The 17590-nt window shown below is 71.4% G+C and carries 21 protein-coding genes; 7 read left to right on the forward strand and 14 right to left on the reverse strand.

The window, feature by feature from the left end; all coding sequences use genetic code 11:
• The first annotated feature begins 15 nt into the window (after nt 1-15).
• From HHX30_RS33825 to HHX30_RS33835, 3 genes are all read left to right on the forward strand, one after another.
• Nucleotides 16-450 (forward strand): helix-turn-helix domain-containing protein, encoded by a 435-nt coding sequence (locus HHX30_RS33825; RefSeq protein WP_169987316.1) that lies wholly within the window; start codon nt 16-18, stop codon nt 448-450.
• Between the two features lie 3 nt (nt 451-453).
• Nucleotides 454-822, forward strand: coding sequence for a hypothetical protein (locus HHX30_RS33830; RefSeq protein WP_169987318.1), 369 nt, complete (start codon nt 454-456; stop codon nt 820-822).
• A 168-nt stretch (nt 823-990) separates the two neighbouring features.
• Nucleotides 991-1350, forward strand: coding sequence for a DUF2516 family protein (locus HHX30_RS33835; protein WP_310742274.1), 360 nt, complete (start codon nt 991-993; stop codon nt 1348-1350).
• A 7-nt stretch (nt 1351-1357) separates the two neighbouring features.
• Here the strand turns inward: HHX30_RS33835 and HHX30_RS33840 are convergent, their stop codons facing one another.
• Together HHX30_RS33840 and HHX30_RS33845 are read right to left on the reverse strand one after the other, a co-directional pair.
• A complete protein-coding gene (locus HHX30_RS33840; protein ID WP_169987320.1) occupies nt 1358-2329 on the reverse strand; it encodes a magnesium transporter CorA family protein in 972 nt (323 codons plus the stop codon).
• A 51-nt stretch (nt 2330-2380) separates the two neighbouring features.
• Entirely contained in the window at nt 2381-2797 is a 417-nt protein-coding gene (locus HHX30_RS33845; protein WP_169987322.1) for a VOC family protein, read from the reverse strand.
• A gap of 110 nt (nt 2798-2907) precedes the next feature.
• Between HHX30_RS33845 and HHX30_RS33850 the strand changes: the two genes are divergently transcribed.
• Nucleotides 2908-4512 carry a DUF2207 domain-containing protein gene (locus HHX30_RS33850; protein ID WP_249350735.1) on the forward strand — a complete coding sequence of 535 codons (1605 nt, stop codon included), beginning with the start codon at nt 2908-2910 and terminating at the stop codon, nt 4510-4512.
• 14 nt (nt 4513-4526) lie between these two features.
• Here the strand turns inward: HHX30_RS33850 and HHX30_RS33855 are convergent, their stop codons facing one another.
• Nucleotides 4527-5468: an asparaginase gene (locus HHX30_RS33855; RefSeq protein ID WP_169987324.1), complete on the reverse strand. Its 942-nt coding sequence runs from the start codon at nt 5466-5468 to the stop codon at nt 4527-4529.
• Nucleotides 5469-5513: 45 nt separating this feature from the next.
• Between HHX30_RS33855 and dtd the strand changes: the two genes are divergently transcribed.
• Nucleotides 5514-5939, forward strand: coding sequence for a D-aminoacyl-tRNA deacylase (dtd, locus tag HHX30_RS33860; protein WP_169987326.1), 426 nt, complete (start codon nt 5514-5516; stop codon nt 5937-5939).
• Between the two features lie 37 nt (nt 5940-5976).
• Nucleotides 5977-6495 carry a VanZ family protein gene (locus HHX30_RS33865; protein WP_169987328.1) on the forward strand — a complete coding sequence of 173 codons (519 nt, stop codon included), beginning with the start codon at nt 5977-5979 and terminating at the stop codon, nt 6493-6495.
• Nucleotides 6496-6567: 72 nt separating this feature from the next.
• On the opposite strand, the gene HHX30_RS33870 is transcribed toward HHX30_RS33865, so the two are convergent.
• The 9 genes from HHX30_RS33870 to HHX30_RS33910 all read right to left on the reverse strand — a co-directional run bounded on the left by HHX30_RS33870 (nt 6568) and on the right by HHX30_RS33910 (nt 14975).
• A complete protein-coding gene (locus HHX30_RS33870) occupies nt 6568-7635 on the reverse strand; it encodes a folate-binding protein YgfZ (RefSeq protein ID WP_169987330.1) in 1068 nt (355 codons plus the stop codon).
• A 65-nt stretch (nt 7636-7700) separates the two neighbouring features.
• The gene (locus tag HHX30_RS33875) at nt 7701-9275 is read right to left on the reverse strand and encodes a fused response regulator/phosphatase (protein ID WP_169987332.1); all 1575 of its coding nucleotides are present in this window, start codon (nt 9273-9275) and stop codon (nt 7701-7703) included.
• The gene (locus HHX30_RS33880) at nt 9268-10986 is read right to left on the reverse strand and encodes an ATP-binding protein (protein WP_169987334.1); all 1719 of its coding nucleotides are present in this window, start codon (nt 10984-10986) and stop codon (nt 9268-9270) included. The genes HHX30_RS33875 and HHX30_RS33880 overlap by 8 nt, the downstream gene beginning before the upstream one ends.
• Nucleotides 10986-11981 (reverse strand): ATP-binding SpoIIE family protein phosphatase, encoded by a 996-nt coding sequence (locus tag HHX30_RS33885; RefSeq protein WP_169987336.1) that lies wholly within the window; start codon nt 11979-11981, stop codon nt 10986-10988. Before HHX30_RS33885 ends, HHX30_RS33880 begins: the two co-directional genes overlap by 1 nt.
• 7 nt (nt 11982-11988) lie before the next feature.
• On the reverse strand, nt 11989-12390 hold the full coding sequence (locus tag HHX30_RS33890; RefSeq protein ID WP_169987337.1) for an anti-sigma regulatory factor: 402 nt from the start codon (nt 12388-12390) through the stop codon (nt 11989-11991).
• A complete protein-coding gene (locus HHX30_RS33895) occupies nt 12387-12752 on the reverse strand; it encodes an STAS domain-containing protein (RefSeq protein ID WP_169987339.1) in 366 nt (121 codons plus the stop codon). Before HHX30_RS33895 ends, HHX30_RS33890 begins: the two co-directional genes overlap by 4 nt.
• On the reverse strand, nt 12752-13588 hold the full coding sequence (locus HHX30_RS33900; RefSeq protein WP_311922978.1) for an STAS domain-containing protein: 837 nt from the start codon (nt 13586-13588) through the stop codon (nt 12752-12754). Before HHX30_RS33900 ends, HHX30_RS33895 begins: the two co-directional genes overlap by 1 nt.
• An 84-nt stretch (nt 13589-13672) precedes the next feature.
• Nucleotides 13673-14086: a Fur family transcriptional regulator gene (locus tag HHX30_RS33905; RefSeq protein ID WP_169987343.1), complete on the reverse strand. Its 414-nt coding sequence runs from the start codon at nt 14084-14086 to the stop codon at nt 13673-13675.
• A 397-nt stretch (nt 14087-14483) separates the two neighbouring features.
• Entirely contained in the window at nt 14484-14975 is a 492-nt protein-coding gene (locus tag HHX30_RS33910; RefSeq protein ID WP_169987345.1) for an FABP family protein, read from the reverse strand.
• A gap of 119 nt (nt 14976-15094) precedes the next feature.
• Here HHX30_RS33910 and HHX30_RS33915 point away from each other — a divergent pair, with 119 nt between their 5' ends.
• Entirely contained in the window at nt 15095-15457 is a 363-nt protein-coding gene (locus HHX30_RS33915) for a DsrE family protein (protein ID WP_169987347.1), read from the forward strand.
• 40 nt (nt 15458-15497) lie between these two features.
• On the opposite strand, the gene HHX30_RS33920 is transcribed toward HHX30_RS33915, so the two are convergent.
• Entirely contained in the window at nt 15498-16205 is a 708-nt protein-coding gene (locus tag HHX30_RS33920; RefSeq protein ID WP_169987349.1) for a type 1 glutamine amidotransferase, read from the reverse strand.
• Nucleotides 16195-17469 carry a MurT ligase domain-containing protein gene (locus tag HHX30_RS33925; RefSeq protein ID WP_169987351.1) on the reverse strand — a complete coding sequence of 425 codons (1275 nt, stop codon included), beginning with the start codon at nt 17467-17469 and terminating at the stop codon, nt 16195-16197. The genes HHX30_RS33920 and HHX30_RS33925 overlap by 11 nt, the downstream gene beginning before the upstream one ends.
• Between the last annotated feature and the right edge of the window lie 121 nt (nt 17470-17590).

Genomic DNA, 17590 nt, shown 5'->3' on the forward strand with positions numbered 1-17590 from the left:
AGGCAGACTGGGGGTATGGAACTGCCCAAGGTCACCTCGCTCGGTGAGTACATCCGCCAGCAACGGCAGCAGGCGAAAATCTCGCTTCGTCAGCTCGCCGCGCAGGCCGGTGTGTCCAACCCTTACCTGAGCCAGGTGGAGCGGGGCCTGCGCAAGCCGAGCGCGGAGATCCTGAACCAGATCGCGAAGGGTCTGCAGATCTCCGCCCAGGCGCTCTACGTCCAGGCCGGCCTCATCGAGGACCGCGAGCCGCACAGTGACGTGCTGACCGCGATCCGGGCCGACGTCACACTCACCGGGCGGCAACGTCAGGTGTTGATCGATATCTACGAATCGTTCCGCAAGGAGAACCGGGCCGACACCGCCCAGCCGCCGCAATCGGCTGAGCATCTCGGGGACGGCCCGGTTCTCCCGCGCGACGGCATTGCACCGGATTCGAGGGAAGGATAACCCATGACCATCACGACCCAGGCCAAGAAGATCACGGAGTCCAAGCCGTTCTACGCGCTCACCGGCGCCGGGGACTACGCCGTGGAGAAGGCCCGCGCCTACGCCAGCACCGTGCAGGACAGGGCCGAGTCCGTCGCCAAGGACCTCCCGGAGAAGGCCAAGGGGTACGCCGACGCCGCCGCCGCCCGCTTCACCCGGCTGTACGACGACCTGGCCACGCGTGGCCGCAAGGTCGTCAGCCGCGTGAGCGGCGAGGCCGCGCTGGAGCTGACGGAGGTCTCGGAGACCGCCGAGCCGGCGATCGCCGCCGAGACCACCGCCAAGCGGACCTCGACCGGCCGCACCCGCACCACCACCGCGGCCCAGAGCTGATCCGCGCCCCGCGCGAGTGACACCTCGGCGGCCCGCCTTCCCGCACGGGGAGGCGGGCCGCCGCCGTCACCGCCTGTTCTCCGTGCGGGCGGGATGTTCCCGGAGACCGGCCTCCGGCGCCCGCGCCACGTGTCGGCGCCGCCCATTAGTCTGGGGGCGTCAGCGACCGTGACCGTGTGGGAGAGTCCATTGTTCGGGCTGTACGGCATCCTCGACATCATCTTCTGGCTGCTTTCCGTCGGGGCCTTCGTTTTGTCCGGCTGGGCGCTGGTGCACGCCCTGCGGATCCCCTCGCGCGCCTTCCCCGCGGCCGGCAAGCAGACCAAGCCGCTCTGGCTGATCATCCTCGGTCTCGCGACGCTGTTCACCTTCGCGGGCGCGATCAACTACATGGGCATGGGGATGGGGCTGCCCAACATCTTCACGATCGCCGCCGTCATCGCGGCGGGCATCTACCTCGCCGACGTGAAGCCCGCGGTCAACGGCTACCGCGGCGGTGGCAACCAGGGGCCGTACGGTCCCTGGTGACCCGCGCTCAGAGCCAGTCGCGGGCCCGGAACACCCGGTAGAGCGTGGCCGAGGCGAGGACGATCAGCGCGGCGGACGCCCAGAAGCCCCACGAATGCCCGAATCCGGGAAACGGGATGTTCTGGCCGTAGAAGCCGGTGATCAGCGTGGGCACCGCGATGATCGCCGCCCAGCTCGTCACCCGCTTCATGATGAGGTTCATCCGGTTGCTCTGCATGGTCAGATGCGTCTCGCGGATGTTGCTGACCAGGTCGCGCAGCGACTCCGTCCACTCCGTGGCCCGCAGCACCTGGTCGTACACGTCCTGGAAGTACGGCGCCATCTCGCCGTCGCCGATCAGGCCGTTGCGCCGCACAAGGGAGTTCACGGCCTCCCGCATGGGCATCACGATGCGCCGCAGCGTGACCAGGCTCTTGCGTAGCTCGAACGTGCGCCGCTGGTCCTCCGGGCCGACCGGCCGGTCGCCGAACACCGTCTCCTCCAGGTCCTCCACCTGCTCGTCCATGGCCTCGACGGTCTCGAAGTGGCTGTCCACCACGTAGTCGAGCAGGCCGTGCAGCAGGAACGCGACGCCGTGCCGGGCCAGGTCCGTCCCCTCGTCCCAGCGCCGGATCACCTGCTCGACGGAGAAGTCGTCCGTCTGGCGTACGGTGACCAGCGCGTTTTTCGTGACGAAGGCGGCCGCGGGCGCGACCCGCACCCGGCCCGACCCGGCGTCGAAGGCCGCCGCGTAGACGCTCAGGAACATGTGGCTGTCGTAGACGTCGAGCTTGGGCCGTTGCCGGCGCTGCAGCGCGTCCTCCACCGCCAGGGCGTGCAGCCCCAGCTCCTCGCTGATGGCCTGCAGCTCCTCCTCGGTGGGGGCGCACATGTCGAACCACACCACGGCCGACGGGTCCTTGACGTGCTCGGAGACGTCGGCGACCGGAAAGCCCTCGGCCTCCAGATTCCCGTTCCGGTAGAGCCGGGTGTGTCCCATGGACGGCTACCCTACCGATCCGGCGAGCGCCCCCGAAGGGGCGCCGTCGCGTCAGCCCTTGGCGAGCTGCTGGAAGCGGATCATGTTGCCCGCCGGGTCGCGGAAGGCGCAGTCGCGGACGCCGTACGGCTGGTCGATCGGCTCCTGCAGGACCTCGGCCCCGGATTCGCGGATCTTCTCGAAGGTCGCGTCGCAGTCCGGGGTGGCGAAGACGACGGCGCGCAGCCTGCCCTTCGCGAGCAGGTCGCTCAGCGCCGCGCGGTCCTCCGGGGAGGCGGTCGGGTCGGCGTTGACGGTCTCCAGGACGATGTTGACGTCCGGCTGCGACGACGGGCCCATGGTCAGCCAGCGGGCGCCCTCGTAGCCGACGTCGTTGCGCAGTTCGAGGCCGAGCACATCGCGGTAGAAGGCGAGCGCCGCGTCGCCGTCGTCGACCGTGATGTAGCAGTAGTGAAGAGTGAGTTCCATGCCCACAACGCTACGGACGGCGGTGTCCGCCGCGCTTCTCGATTCCTGACCGGTCCGGTGGCGCATATCCGATCACTGTTGGAGTAACGGGACCGATAGGGTTGCGGCTCATGGTGGATCTCGCGCGCCGGCTCGGGCTGGCGGCACTGCTCGCCGTCCTCGCCGCCTCCCCCGCGCACGCCGTCACTGCGGCTTCCGCGCCTCTGGCGAAGGACGAGGTGACGATGGAGCTCCGCGAGAACGGCGTGCTCCATGTGAAGGAGACGGTCACCCCCGCCGGCGAGACGGTGCGGCGCACGCCGCCCACCCGGACCCGCTACGACGACGGCCACGACCGCGTCTACCGCATCTCGAACGTCAAGGGCGGCTCGTACGACGGGAAGACCCTGACCTTCAAGGGCACGGTGGAGTACGACGTGACCGGCGCCGTTACGCCCACGGCGTCGGGCGAGGAACTGCGCTGGTTCGCGGTGTCCGGGCCCGTGCAGGACGCCGTCGTCACCGTGACCGGACCCGGCCGGGTGCAGAACCTGTCGTGCTTCGCCGGTGAGCTCAGCGCGGCCATCGCCTGCACCGGCGCCTCGGTGGAGGAGACCGGCGCCACCTCCACCTTCGAGCAGCAGGGCCTCGGGGAGGGCCAGACGCTGACGGTCGTCGTCGGCTACCCCAAGGGTGCGACGGGGGCCCGGCCGATCCTGGAGCGCAGGTTCGAACTGTCCACCGCGTTCACGCTGAACGCGGTGACCGGCGGCTCCCTGGCGGCGCTGCTGGTGCTGCTGCTGGGCGGCGTGGGGCTGCTGTACTGGACACGGGGCCGCGACGCCCGCGTGGTCGGCAGCGAGTCCGCCCCGGTCAGCGGCCACCGCAACGGGCACTTCAGCCCGCCGGACGGCGTGCGCCCGGGGCAGATCGGCACGCTGTTCGACGAACAAGCCGACGTGGTCGACGTGACCGCGACGATCGTCGACCTCGCCGTGCGCAACTACCTGCGGATCGACGAGCAGCCGCGGCAGACCTACGACACCCCGGACTGGTGCCTGGTCAAGCTGCCCGGCGCCCGGATCGGCGACCTGCTGCCCTACGAGCGCGCCCTCTACGACGCGATCTTCGATGGCCGCGACCGGGTGCTGCTGTCCGAACTGCACGGGTCGTTCGCCGCCCGCCTGGCGACGGTGCGCGACGCGTTGTACCAGGACGTCGTGGCGCAGGGCTGGTTCGCGCGGCGGCCCGACTCCACCCGGTCCCGCTGGACGACCCTCGGCCTGGCCGTCGTCGCGCTCGGAGTGGCCGCCACCGTCCTTCTCGCCTGGTTCACGACGTACGGCCTGCTGGGACTCGCCCTGATCATCGCGGGGGCCGCGCTGGCCTTCGGCGCCCAGTACATGCCGGCCAAGACCGCGAAGGGCGCCGCGGCCCTGGCGCACACACTCGGGTTCCGGGAGTACCTCACCGGGGCGAACGTCGACGACGTCCCCGCCGGCCAGCGCGTGGAACTGTTCTCCCGCTACCTGCCGTACGCGGTGATCTTCGACAGCGTGGACCGGTGGGCACGGGTGGTCAGCTCGTTCAACGGCGACGGACGGCAGACCGACCACCTGTACTGGTACCAGGGCCCGGCCGAGTGGGATCTGTCCAGGTTCGCCGACTCGATGCGGACGTTCGTCATGACCACCTCCGGGGCGATCTCGACCTCCCGCCAGTTCCGTTCCCTGTAAATCCCCGGCAGCCGTCAGGCGGGACGGACCCTCACCTCGCCGACCGGGACCCCGCCGCCGAACAGCGGGGCGGTCGCGAGGCCGGCCAGCTCAGGGGCGTCGATGCCGGCGGCGCGCAGCGCGGCGACGGTGACCGGCACGCGGGCCCGGCCGCCGCCGTCCACGATCTTCACGGCGCCGGCCCGGCCCTCGGCGTCGGCGAAGGCGTCGAACGCCTCCGCGCCCGACTTCACCAGCAGCCCGGGGACGGCCCGCATCAGCAGGTTCTCCGCCCGGGTCGTGCCGCTCGTCCACTCGGGATGCGCGCGCATCGCGTCGGCGACGCGCCGCTCCGGGGTGCCGGCCGGGGCGAGCGTGAGACCGCGGAAGGCGCGCGCCACCCCCGCCATCGAGACGAAGAACAACGGCGCGCCGCAGCCGTCCACACCGGTCGCCGCGACCCGCTCCCCGGTGAACTCCTCGACTGTGGCGCGGATGGCTCGCTGCAGCGGGTGGCCGGGATGGCGGTAGCCGTCGACCGGCCAGCCGTTGACCACGCAGGTGGCGAGCATCGCCGCGTGCTTGCCCGAGCAGTTCATGAGGATCCGGCGGGCGTCGCCGTGCTCCCGCAGCACCTGGCGGCGCGCCTGCTCGTCGAGGGGCAGGTCCTCGGGGCAGTGCAGGAACGTCTCGTCCAGACCCGCGCCCGCCAGGATCTTCCGTACGCCGTCGATGTGGAAGGGCTCGCCGCTGTGGCTCGCGGCGGCGAGCGCGAGCAGTTCGTTCTCGAGCGGCAGGCCGGCCCGGACCATCGCGAGCGCCTGCAGGGGCTTCATGGCCGAGCGCGGCGACGCGAGGCTCGACGTGTCGCCGCACACCAGGGCCGGGGCGCCGTCCGCCCCGATCACGTGTACGCGTGCCCGGTGCACCGACTCGACGAACCCCGACCGGACCACCTCGACGAGCATCTCCGTCATGGCCCGCAGTCTACGAAGCCCCCGGACGTGGCAGAATTCGGGGCCATGCGTGCGGTCGTTCAGCGGGTCAGCTCCGCGTCCGTTGTGGTGGAGGGTCAGATCGTCGGCGCCATCGACGAGCCCGGCCTGCTCGTGCTCGTGGGCGTCACCCACACCGACGGCCGGGCCGAGGCGGCCAGGCTCGCCGCGAAGCTGTGGGGGCTGCGGATCCTGCACGGCGAGAAGTCCTGCTCCGACATCGACGCGCCGCTGCTGGTGATCAGCCAGTTCACGTTGTACGGCGACGCCCGCAGGGGCCGCAGGCCCACCTGGCAGGCCGCCGCGCCCGGCCCGGTGGCCGAGCCCCTGGTCGAGGCCGTGGTGGCCGAGCTGCGGGCGCTCGGCGCGCGGGTGGAGACGGGCGTCTTCGGCGCCGACATGAAGGTCACCCTCACCAACGACGGCCCGATCACCCTCGTCGTGGACGTCTGACCGCCACGCCCGCACCCCGGCCTGGCATCATGATCGGATGCAACAGGCGTGGGGCACGTGGGGACACGTCGTCATCGCGGCCGTCTGCGCCGTTCCCGCGGCCGTTCTCGCGGTCCTGCTCCTCACCCGTCACCGCGTTCGCCGGGGCCATCCCGCCCCCCGCCGTACGGCCGCCGCGGACGTGGTCATGGTGGCCGGAACCGCCCCCTGGATATGGATGATCCTCACACCGGGGACCGAGGAGGGGGTGCACGTCGTCCCCCTGGTGGACCTGGCGGGCCAGCTCGCGGTGTCGACACCGGGAGCGGCCGTAGTGCAGATCGGCGGCAACCTCCTGGTCTTCTCCGCGCTCGGCGCCATGCTTCCGGTCCGCTCCGCGCGCTTCGCCTCGCTCGCGGCGGTGGCCGCCGTCGCGGCCACCGCGTCGCTCGCCGTCGAACTCCTGCAGTTCGGCCTGCGGCTCGGCCGGGTGAGCTCCGTGGACGACGTGATCCTGAACGCGGCGGGCGCCGTGCTCGCCGCGCTCTGCACCCGGCCGTGGTGGGCTCGCCGTTAGGTCGTGTCCTGACAAATCATGGCCCTGCTGCGCGACGGGCAGCAGTCGTCAGACACTCTCCCTAGCCGGGGGCTATCGGATGCGCCGGCGGAGAGCGGGGTCGATCTTCACGTTCCGCCCGGCGTCCGGCGGCACCACGACCTCCTGGCTCGCGGCGACGCCGCCGGCCAGCAGGTCGATGTCCACCGGCACCGTCCGCTTCACGACCGCGAGGGCGATCGGGCCCAGCTCGTAGTGGCGGGCCGACGAACCCACGAAGCCGATCTGGCCGGGCTCGGCGGAGCCCTCCACGGCGGCCTCCGGCTCGGCCTCGACCGGCGTGCCGACGCCGAGGGTCACCGGGGCGCCGTGCGGGGGCAGTTCGTCCACACTGCCGTCGAGATACAGGAAGACCAGGCGGCGGGGCGGATGGCCGAGGTTGTGGACCCGGGCGACCGTCTCCTGCCCCCGGTAGCAGCCCTTGCTCAGATGGACGGCCGCCACGATCCACCCGACCTCGTGGGGGATCGTCTTGTGGTCGGTCTCGAACCCGAGCCGGGGCACGTGCGCGGCGATGCGCAGCGCCTCGTAGGCCCACAGACCGGCGGGCCGCAGGCCCAGCTCGTCCGGAAGGCCGCCCAGCCGCTCGCGCGGCACGAGCACGTCGCCGCCCATCGCGACGGCGCCCTCCACGGTCACACCGGTCGCGGCGGGGCTCTCGGCCGACGCGGGCGGGCCGACCGAGACCACCGCGTAGTCCGAGGTGACGTCGGCGATCTCGACCCGCAGCATGAACCGCATCTTCTCCAGGAAGGCCACCAGCTCGGCCGAGGTGCCGGGCTCCACGTGGGCCCACACGGCCTCGCCGTCGTCCACGAGCGTGAGATGGTGCTCGACGCGGCCCTGCGGGTCGAGTAGCAGCGTCTGGGTGGGCGTGCCCGGCTGGAGCGTGTCGAGCTTCTGCGAGCTGAGGTTGTTGAGCCAGCTCAGCCGGTCGGGCCCGCTGATCCGCACGACCTCGCGGTTGCTCCGGTCGACCAGCGCGCGCCCGCCGGCCAGCGCCCGCTGCTCGGCGAAGGGATCACCGTAGTGGGCCGCGACGGTCTCGTCCGGCGCCTGCGCGGCCACCGCGCCGTGTGTGTCAAGCAATGGGCTCCGCATGCGTCCAAGGCTATTCGGTCCCCCACCGCCGTCGTGGCGACGCCCCGCTCCCCTGTGGACAACCGTCAGAACGGCACGCGGCGGAGGGCGACCAGCGCCACGTCGTCCTCGCGGGCGCCGAAGGTGGCGATCAGCCGGTCGCAGAAGTCCTCCAGGTCGTCGCCCACCCCCTCGGCCTGCTGACGGGCGACCTCCAGGCTCTCGTCCAGCAGTTTGTCGCGGTCCTCGATCAGCCCGTCGGTGAACAGCAGAACGGTGGCGTCCTCGGGCAGCCGGACCCGGTCCACCCGATACTGCTCGTCGGCCACGCCGAGCAGCAGGTTGCCGAACCTGTGATAGGCCGCCCCCTTCCCGGCCAGCAGCGGCGGGATGTGCCCGGCGTTGACGATCTCGCTCTCCCCCGTCGCGGGGTCGATCAGCATCAGGCAGACGGTCGCCGTCATGCCGGGGTGGTAACGCCGCAGGACCGCGTTGAGCAGGGCCATCGACCGGGCCGGGTCGACGGCGTCGATCACCGACGCCCGCAGCGCGTTGCGGAGCTCCGCCATCACGGTGGCGGCGTGCAGCGAGTGGCCCTGCACGTCGCCGAGCGCGACCAGCACCCGATCGCCGAGGGGCAGCACCTCGTAGAAATCGCCGCCCACTTCCACGTTGTCCACCGCGGGCCGGTAGCGCACGCTGACCAGCAGGCCGGGGGTCCGGGGGATCTCGGCGGGCAGCAGGCTGCGCTGCAACATGAGCGAGATCGAGTGCTCCTCCGCGTAGGCGCGGGCCGCGTCGACCGCCAGCGCCAGCGCCTGGCCGAGCTGCCGCAGCAGGCTCAGCTCCTCGCCGCCGAGCGGCGAGCCCGTCTCCACCCCCAGGAACACCGGGGACCGGCCCGTCTTCGTACGGCACAGCACGCCCGACACGTGCGCGACCACGTCGCTGTCGGGGACGACGCGGGCCCAGGTCTCGTTGTCGATCTCGAACACCCGCACGCCGGTGGACTCGCCGATCGAGATGGTGCTCAGCCGCTCCAGGGTGTCGGGGTGGACCGGCCTGGGCGCCGCGGGCTCGCCCGGCCGGGCCGCGAACCTGCGCAGCTGCCCGTCCGGCGGGGCCGCCAGCACCCGCGAGTAACGCTCCAGCAGCCGGGAGCACCCCTCGGCGGCCACCGCCAGCAGCCGCTCGAAGTCCTCGGCCTCGTTCATCGCCAGCGTGATCTCGGCCAGCTCGCTCAGCCGCGCCGCCATCCGTTCGGCCCGCTGCCGCGCCCGGTAGTACCGCAGGGTCGCCCGGACGGTCGCGGTGAACTCGTCGGGCTGGATGGGCTCCGACAGGTACGCGTCGGCCCCGCGCTCCAGCCCTTCGGCCCGGTCGGCCGGGGTGATGGCGTTCCCGGAGACCTGGATCACCGGGATCGAGGCGGTCCGCGGGCTCGCCTTGATCTTCTCGCACACCTCGATGCCGCTCAGGTCGGGCATCCGTACGTCGAGGACGACGAGGTCGGGCATGAGCGCGTCGACGACGGCCAGCGCCTCCTCGCCGCCGCCGGCCTCGACGACCCGGTGTCCGGCGCGGCGCAGCCAGCTCGCCAGGATGTACCGCTTGGTGGGGACGTCGTCGACGACCAGCACCGTCGCCGCGGCGTCAATCATGGGCTCCCCTCCCCCGCGTGTGCTCCTGCTTGTCGCGCACGGCCTCCCGGATCGCCTCCAGCAGCTGGTCCCTGCGCAGTCCGTACTTCGGCAGCACCGGGTGGGCCGTCACCGGATGTTCGGACACCACGGACACGACGACCGCGGGGATGCCCCGCAGGGTCTCGTCCTCGGTCATCTCGTGCAGCAGCGCCGTACCGTCCAGGCGCGGCATGAGCAGGTCGATCAGGACCACATCCGGAGGACTCTCGCGCATCATGCCGAGGGCCTCGATCCCGTCGGCGGCCTCGTCCACCGCGGCCGCGAACCCGAAGAGCATGCGCCGCGCCACGGCGCGGAACCCCTCGTCGTCGTCGGCCACCAGCGCCCGGCCCACCTCCGGCGTGGTCATCCGGTGCGGCACCCGCAGCGTGGCCGTGGTGCCCTCGCCCAGCCTGCTGTCCAGCTCCAGCGAGCCGCCGATCGCCTCCGCGAGCCTGCGGGCGTACGGCAGGCCGAGGCCGGTGCCCTTCGCTCTGAGCTGCAGCGACCCGGGCACCTGGAAGAACTCCTCGAAGACGCGCTCCAGGTACTCGGAGGGAATGCCGACCCCGGTGTCGGTGACGGTGAAGACCGCCTCCGCCGTCGCGAAGTCCACGACGACCGTCAGCCGCACCTCTCCATACTCGGTGAACTTCAGCGCGTTCGACAGCAGGTTGCGCAGGATCGTGGTCAGCATGGTCTCGTCGACGAACAACTCGCCGACCTCGTCCGACACGTCGACCGACAGTTCGACCCCCTCGGCCCGCCCGGCGGGGTGGAGCGTCATGCGCAGCCGCTCGGCCAGGGCGACCACGTCCACCATCGACGGCTGTGGGTCCAGTCGTCCGGACTCGGCCTTGGCCAGGTCGAGCAGCTCGCCCACCAGCGCCAGCAGCGTCTCCGCCGAGCTGCCGACCAAGGTGATCTGGTGCTTCTGCTCCTCGGTGAGCGGTTCGGCGCCCGAGCCGAGCAACAGCCTCACCAGGCCGATGATCGAGGTCAGCGGCAGCCGCAGCTCGTGGCTCACGTTGGCCCAGAACCGCTGCCTGGCCTCGGCCGCCTGGCGGAGCTGGGACGACTTCTCGTCGAGCTCGGCGTACAACGCCACGACGCCGCGGTTGGTCTCCTCCAGCTCGGCCGACAGCTGGTTGTACAGCGCCAACACACCCTGGTTGGTCTCGGTCAGCTCCGCGTTGAGCCGCAGCACCTCCTCCAGAGTGCCGGCCAGCTCCCTGTTCTGCTCGCGCAGCACGTCGAGCGCCGTGCCGGGCGGCGCCCGGCGGGCCAGCTCCTCGCGGATGCCGTCGAGCGACCGGCCCCTCTGTCCGGCCACACCCTGCCTGGCGTGCTCGGGCACCCGCTTGACCAGCGTGACGCACCTGTCCTCGGTGGAGAGCGCGACCTGGTCGACCAGACGGCCGGCCAGCTTCAGGCCCTCGCCCGGCCGCACGTCGGCGTCGTCGTGGTAGTTCACCGTGATGACCAGGCGATCCTCGCGCAGGTCGAAGACGACGTCGCTCTGCGCGCCGTACGCCAGCGCCTCGCGGCCGATCTCGCTGAGCGCGGTCGCCACCCGGATCTGGTCCTGTGATTCCAGTCCCACGAGCTCGGCGATCTGGCGGCCCAGCTGCCGTACGGCGAAGACGTCCTGCTCCCTGCAGATCTCCGCGCGGGTGAGAACCTCGCCCATCACTGCCCCTGTTTCACGGTGACGACGCAGGCGTCGTCCCTGCGGCTGCCCGCGTCGCGCAGCAGGGTCGCGCCCACCACGGCCGGGGAATGGGCGAACAGCCCGGGGAAGGAGGCCGGATCCCAGCGGTCGGTGAGGCCGTCGGTGTGCAGCACCACCGTGGCGTGCGGCGGCAGCGCGTACTCGTACTGCCGGGGGCGCCTGCCCTTGTGCCCGGCGATGCCGGGCATCGAGATCATCCCCTGGCGGCCCTGGGCGTGGGCGATCCAGCCCGAGACGTTGCCCAGCCCGGCGAACGTGACGCTCTCGCGGCGGATTCGCACCACCGCGACCGCACCGCCCCGGGTGTGGCCCAGCCCCCGGTGCAGGCGTTCGAGGGCGGCGGTCGGAGGGGCGTGCGGATCCTCCATGAAGATCCGCACGGCCTCGCGGGAGGCGTGCGCGGCGGCGCCGCCGTGGCCGAGCCCGTCGCAGACGAGCACGCTGATCGCGTCGCCCGCGTCGGAGAAGGCGTAGGAGTCGCCGCAGACGCTCTCCTCGCCGATCGGGCGGCGCAGCCCGCTCACCCGCAGCGGCGGGCCGTGCAGGCCGTCCCTGGTGAAGTGCAGGACCAGCACGGTCCCCCTGCCGGGCATGGAGTGGACGTCCCAGCCCGTGGCCATGCGGGCGATCGCCCCGAGGCCGATGCCGAGCGTGCCCGAGGTGGAGTAGCCGTCCCGCAGGGCGCGGGCGAGGTCGGCGATCCCGGGGCCCCTGTCCACGGCCACGAGTTCGATCGCGCCCGGCCGTTCCGGATGGGGGCGTACCAGCACGGCGCCCTCCTCCGCGTGCTTGACCAGGTTAGAGACCGCCTCGGTCACCGCCACGGCGACCTGCCCGGTGCGGTTCTGGTCGAATCCGGCGGCGGTGGCCAGCGCGACGGCCGTCCTGCGCACCGCGCCGATCACACTCGGGTCGTCGGTGCGGACCCAGATGTCTTCGTGCCGGTGCGTCATCTCCGCGTCACCGGGCCCACTTGGTCACTGTCACGCGGGTGCCCTCGCCGGGAGCGGAGACGAGGTCGAACTCGTCGACGAGCCGCCGCGACCCGCTCAGCCCGAGCCCCAGCCCCCCCGCCGTGCTCCAGCCCTCGGTCAGCGCCTGGTCGACGTCCGGGATGCCCGGCCCCTCGTCGCTGAAGACGAGCCGTAGCCCGGGCCGTCGCCCGCCTTCCAGCACCTGGATGAGCACCCGGCCGCCTCCGGCGTGCACGAGGGCGTTCCTGGCCAGTTCGCTGGCGGCGGTTACGATCTTCGTCTGCTCCACCAGGGAGAGCCCTATCTCGGCCGCGAGGCTTCTGACCTGCTGACGTACGAGCACGACGTCACCGTTGGTGACGATGGGCAGCTCCTGGGGCCCGCTCACCCGGCGGCGCCCCTGACATGTTCCAGCATGGCGACGCCCTTCTCCAGGTTGAGCGCCGTCCGCACGCCGCCCAGCGACAGGCCGAGCTCGACGAGTGTGATCGCCACCGCGGGACGCATGCCGACCACCACGGTCTCGGCGTCGAGCATGCGGGTCATCGCGGCGATCGTGGAGAGCATCCGGCCGATGAACGAGTCGACGATCTCCACGGCCGTGATGTCGATGATGACCCCTCGCGCTCCCGAGGAGACCACCATGTCCGCCAGATCCTCCTGCAGGGCCAGCACGCTCTGGTCGTCCAGGTCGATCTGGATCGAGACGATCAGGATGTCGCCGAGCTTGAGAATCGGCACACGTTCCATCAGCCGCGCTCCGCCCTGACCGCCACCCGCGTCCGCGCGGCACCCGTGATCTCCACGCCACTCCGCTTCAGCGCGTAGGACAACGCGTCGGCCAGCGAGGCCTTGGTGACGATGTCGCCGAACTCGATGCCCAGCGTGACGATCGTGTGCGCGATCTGCGGGCGGATGCCGGAGATCACGCACTCCGCGCCCATCAGGCGGGCCGCGACGATGGTCTTGAGCAGGTGCTGGGCGACCTGCGTGTCGACGGCCGGCACGCCGGTGATGTCGATGACCGCGTGCTCCGAGCCCGTTTCGACCAGGGTCTGCAGCAGCTTCTCCATGACGACCTGGGTGCGGGCCGAGTCGAGCGTGCCGACGAGCGGTACGGCGACGATGCCCTCCCACAGCTTCACCACCGGCGTCGACAGCTCGAGCAGCTGCTCGGCCTGGTCCAGCATGATCTTCTCGCGGGCGGCGGAGTAGGTCTCGAAGGTGTAAAGACCGAGATCGTCGACGAGCCGGGAGAACCACACGAAGCCGCGCAGCGCCTCCGGGCCCCCGTCGTCCTCGACCACCTCGTACAACGCCTCCTTGAGGGAGAACACCAGCCGCGCGGTGTCGGAGGGCGTGTACCCCTGGCGGACGCGTGCGCGGGAGAGCTCGGCGAGCAGCCCGCGTACGTCGGCCAGGTCTCCTTCCTCGCCGCTGATCGCGGTGCGCAACGCCTGGTAGAGGTCACGGAGCTCGTCTGGGGACGCTCCGGACAGTTGAGTCCACCGCCGGAGCAGGCGCTCCTCGCTGGACAGGAAGAGATCCACAATGCGCCGCCTGGCGGCCTCCGCGGGAACGCTCACCCTCATCTCCTGACGAATCGGCGTGCTGCTCCACTCGACACGCTACCGGCCCCAGGTCAACGCTCCCAAAGCGGGCCATAACCGTCAAAGACGGCATTTACGACAATTGCCGAAGATAGTGAGATGACGGACGTCGGTGGCGAACCCGAGCTCGGTGTCGAGGGCGGAGACGAGGCCGTCCACCATGCCGGGAGCGACCTCGGTCACCTCGCCGCAGCCCCGGCAGACGAGGTGGACGTGGTCGGCCTCGGAGGCGAGGTGATAGGTGGGGGCGCCGTGCCCGAGATGCGTGTGCGTGACCAGCCCGAGCTCCTCCAGCAGCTCCAGGGTCCGGTAGACGGTCGAGATGTTGACACCCCTCGCCGTCCGCTGCACGCGCGAACAGATGTCCTCGGGGGTGGCGTGCCCGAGTTCGGTGACCGCTTCCAGCACGAGCTGACGCTGGGGGGTGATCCGGTAGCCGCGCGCCCGCAGCTCCTCGTGCCAAGTCTCGGCCATGCCCCAGAGTTTAGGTCGTGCCCGACGAAACATGCCCTACATGGGAGCACTCCCTGGCCGTGCCCGGGGTGCATCTCCCCGGCCGTCGCAGAAGGAGAGGCGAGTTCGCCGGATTAATCGTTTGCCCGCGCCCGCGCCGCTCGCATAGCGTGAAGGCACGCAGAAGGGAGGTGGTCCAAACAATGGTTGATCATTCTTGGGCTAGCGAGGTGGCTGTCCGCTAGGACTCGTCCATCTGGGCCTTCCGTCTGGATGTCGTACGACGTCCCGGCGAATCCTCGACAGACACCGGAACCCCGGGCAGCCGGCGGCTGTGGACGACTTCCGTCCCCGGCCATGGTCCAGCCGGCCCGCTTCTTCAGGAGGCGGAGCGCGCCCGGGGTTCTTTCTTTTCCCCTTACTCGTCGAAGTCGCCGACCCGCTTGAGCTCCGCCGAGGCGTGCGACTGCAGCGGATGCCCCATCGCCGACATGTCGTAGGCGTACATGAGGTTGCCGTCGACCAGGCCGTAGAGCCGGTGGCCCGCGTTGTACTCCTTGGCCGTCGTGGTCCGCGCCACCACGTCCGTACGCAGCTCGATCTTGTGGAAGACGACCTCCCCCACGTAGATCTCCACGATGCCGGTCGGGTGCGCGAGGCACACCTCGATCTGACGCTCGGGCTGGATCCGCCAGAACCCCGTCTCGGTGGACAGGGGCCGGACCTTGACGCCCTCCGCGTCGAGCAGCCACGTGCGGCTCTGATAGGTCAGGAACGGCTTCCCGTTGTGCCCGAAGACGATCTCCTGGCCGAAGTTGGCGCTCTCCATGGTGGGATAGCCGATCACCCCGGCCCCCTCCCAGCGGCCCAGGAGGAAGGCGATCGGCTCGAGGTCGGGATGTACGTCCATGGACACGAGCTTAGAGCCGCGCGAACGGCCCCTCGCACCATGCGCGGCATGTGCGGATTGCCCAACTTGTACGGCAGGCCGCAGCGCGGCGCCGACCCCGGCGGACTAGGCTTTCGGCTATGGCACGATCACTGGTGATCAAGGTGACGGCCGGGGCGGATGCCCCGGAGCGCTGCAACCAGGCGTTCACGGTCGCGGCGGCCGCGCTGGCGAGCGGAGTCCCGGTCTCGCTGTGGCTGACGGGCGAGTCCTCGTGGTTCGCGCTGCCGGGACGGGCCAAGGAGTTCACTCTGGCCGAGGCCGCCCCGCTGGAGGACATGCTCGACGCCGTGCTCGCGGCCGGCAGGGTCACGCTGTGCACCCAGTGCGCGGCCCGCAGGGGCATCACCGTCGACGACGTGATCGACGGCGTACGCATCGCCGGGGCCTCCACGTTCGTCGAGGAGGCCCTGGGCGAGGGCGTGCAGGCGCTGATCTACTGACCGGCCGGATTCACCGGCCGGTCAGCTCGGCAGCACCGCGTCAGCTGGGCAGCACCGCGCGCAGGCGTTCGTCGCGCAGCGCCTGATACCAGCTGTCGTCGATCGGCGGCAGCGGTCCGGTCACCCAGCTCAGCAGCAGGTCGGCCAGCGCGGGGTTGCGCGCGAGCGCCGGGCCGTGCAGGTAGGTGCCGACGACGCGGCCCGCGTAGCAGCCCTCCGTGCCGTCGCCGTTACCGGTGCCGACGATCGTCCGCGACAGCGGGCGCACGCCGGGGCCGAGCCTCGTCACACCCATGTGGTTCTCGAACCCCGTCAGCGTGGGCAGCCCCAGCGCGGGGTCGACCTCCGCGGCCAGCTCGCCGACCGCGCGCCGCTCGCCGCGGCCCGAGCTGATGTCCAGCAGCCCGAGGCCGGGCACCGGCTGGCCCTCCTCGCCGCCGAACACCGTGCCCATGATCTGGTAACCGGCGCAGACCGCCAGCAGGGCCGCACCGCGCTGGATCGCGGCGTGCAGGCCGCCGTCGCGGCGCAGCCGCTCGGCCCCGAGGATCTGCGGCCGGTCCTCGCCGCCGCCGATCAGGTAGACGTCGCCCTGCTGCGGCACGGGGTCGGACGAGCGCACGTGGACGGTCCTGGTCCGGATGCCCCGGGCCCGGGCCCGCTGCTCCAGCACCAGGACGTTGCCCTGGTCCCCGTACGTGCTGAGCAGGTCGGGATAGATCCAGACGATGGACAATTCAGACTGCACGGCCGAACTCCGCTCGGATCTGCTGGAACGCGGTGTAGTTGGCGATCACGTCGATCTTGCCGGGCGCCAGCGCCGCCACCGCCCGCTCGAACGAGTCGCAGAGCTGGAAGGGCACCTCGGCCACGGCCAGCCGCAGCGCGAGGTCGAGGCGGCGCTCGCCGGTGACGAGGACGGGCCTGCCGCGCAGGATGCGGTAGTCGACGTCCCACAGCCAGGAGGTGTCGCGGCCGTCCGGCCCCTGGGCGTTGACCGACAGGATGATCGGCAGCGCCGGGTCGGCGACGTCGAACGCCTCCAGCCAGCCGGCCGGGTTCTTGGCCAGCAGCAGCCGCAGCGAGCGACCGTCCCGCTCGACGGTCGTGTAACGCCCGGCGACCGAGGTGACCATACGCAGCCTGGGCAGCGCCCGGGCGGGATCGAGGCCGAGCGTCGCGGCGACCGCCAGCGCGACGGCGGCGTTCGCCCGGTTGGCCTGCCCGGGAAGCTGGATGTCCAGGCGCCAGTGCTGACCCCGGGGGTCGGTCACGTACTCCCCGTCGAGCACCCAGTTCGGCTGGGGCCGGCGGAAGGTGCACTCACGGCACGCCCAGTTCGTGTCGGCCATCTGGGCCGGGGTGAGGCCCTGACCTCCGTTGCCGAACCCGGCGCGGTCGAGCGGGCCGCCGCACTCCGGGCAGCACCAGGAGTCCTCCCGCCAGCGCTGCCCCGCCGCCACCCAGGTGACCCCGACCGCGGCGGACGCGGCCCAGGTGACCAGCGGGTCGTCGCAGTTGGCGATCACGTGGACGGGCCTGCCCGCGAGCGCGCGGCGCCACTTCTGGGCCAGCAGCCAAATTTCCGCGGCCCGGTCCATCTGGTCGCGGCTGAGGTTCATGAGGCAGACGATGCCGGCCTCTGTGGTGCCGAGGACCTCGGGGAGGTACTTCTCGTCGACCTCCAGCACGCCGTACGGCGCGTCCTTGTTGGAGGCGAGCGCCGACACGTGCCCGGCGGGCATGTTGGCCCCGAAGGCGTTCGTCGCCACGTCGCCGAGCTCCTGCAGCGCCGAGGTGATCAGGCGTGTCGTCGTGGTCTTGCCGTTCGTGGCGCTGACCAGGACGAGCTTGCGGTCGGCCGCGAGCTTGCGCAGCAGGTCGGGCTCCAGCATGAGGCCGACCCTGCCGCCGATCACCGAGCCGTCGCCACGCCCGGTGGCCCTGGACAGCGTCGCGGCCGTGCGGCCCAGGGCGCTGGCGAGCTGCGCCCGCAACGGAAGCTGACTCATGCCGCGATCCTAATGCCCCTCCTGAGGCGGGCGATTCCGCGGATCTGCAAGATCACGTACGGCTTTCGCCCAGGCAGGACGCGTACAGCCGAAGTTTGTACATGATCACGGAGTGCTCGGG

It is taken from the genome of Microbispora sp. H10836 (assembly GCF_012999525.1).
In the GTDB taxonomy this organism is placed as follows: domain Bacteria; phylum Actinomycetota; class Actinomycetes; order Streptosporangiales; family Streptosporangiaceae; genus Microbispora.

Bases quoted from the DNA above. Each gene is read 5' to 3' on its own strand.
- HHX30_RS33845 (WP_169987322.1), bottom strand. From the start codon at position 2,797: ATGGAACTCACTCTTCACTACTGCTACATCACGGTCGACGACGGCGAC.
- HHX30_RS33895 (WP_169987339.1), bottom strand. From the start codon at position 12,752: ATGGAACGTGTGCCGATTCTCAAGCTCGGCGACATCCTGATCGTCTCG.
- HHX30_RS33915 (WP_169987347.1), top strand. From the start codon at position 15,095: ATGGCACGATCACTGGTGATCAAGGTGACGGCCGGGGCGGATGCCCCG.
- HHX30_RS33865 (WP_169987328.1), top strand. From the start codon at position 5,977: ATGCAACAGGCGTGGGGCACGTGGGGACACGTCGTCATCGCGGCCGTC.
- HHX30_RS33850 (WP_249350735.1), top strand. From the start codon at position 2,908: ATGGTGGATCTCGCGCGCCGGCTCGGGCTGGCGGCACTGCTCGCCGTC.
- HHX30_RS33905 (WP_169987343.1), bottom strand. From the start codon at position 14,086: ATGGCCGAGACTTGGCACGAGGAGCTGCGGGCGCGCGGCTACCGGATC.
- HHX30_RS33855 (WP_169987324.1), bottom strand. From the start codon at position 5,468: ATGACGGAGATGCTCGTCGAGGTGGTCCGGTCGGGGTTCGTCGAGTCG.
- HHX30_RS33870 (WP_169987330.1), bottom strand. From the start codon at position 7,635: ATGCGGAGCCCATTGCTTGACACACACGGCGCGGTGGCCGCGCAGGCG.
- HHX30_RS33885 (WP_169987336.1), bottom strand. From the start codon at position 11,981: ATGACGCACCGGCACGAAGACATCTGGGTCCGCACCGACGACCCGAGT.
- HHX30_RS33830 (WP_169987318.1), top strand. From the start codon at position 454: ATGACCATCACGACCCAGGCCAAGAAGATCACGGAGTCCAAGCCGTTC.
- HHX30_RS33880 (WP_169987334.1), bottom strand. From the start codon at position 10,986: ATGGGCGAGGTTCTCACCCGCGCGGAGATCTGCAGGGAGCAGGACGTC.
- HHX30_RS33910 (WP_169987345.1), bottom strand. From the start codon at position 14,975: ATGGACGTACATCCCGACCTCGAGCCGATCGCCTTCCTCCTGGGCCGC.
- dtd (WP_169987326.1), top strand. From the start codon at position 5,514: ATGCGTGCGGTCGTTCAGCGGGTCAGCTCCGCGTCCGTTGTGGTGGAG.
- HHX30_RS33825 (WP_169987316.1), top strand. From the start codon at position 16: ATGGAACTGCCCAAGGTCACCTCGCTCGGTGAGTACATCCGCCAGCAA.
- HHX30_RS33840 (WP_169987320.1), bottom strand. From the start codon at position 2,329: ATGGGACACACCCGGCTCTACCGGAACGGGAATCTGGAGGCCGAGGGC.
- HHX30_RS33925 (WP_169987351.1), bottom strand. From the start codon at position 17,469: ATGAGTCAGCTTCCGTTGCGGGCGCAGCTCGCCAGCGCCCTGGGCCGC.
- HHX30_RS33875 (WP_169987332.1), bottom strand. From the start codon at position 9,275: ATGATTGACGCCGCGGCGACGGTGCTGGTCGTCGACGACGTCCCCACC.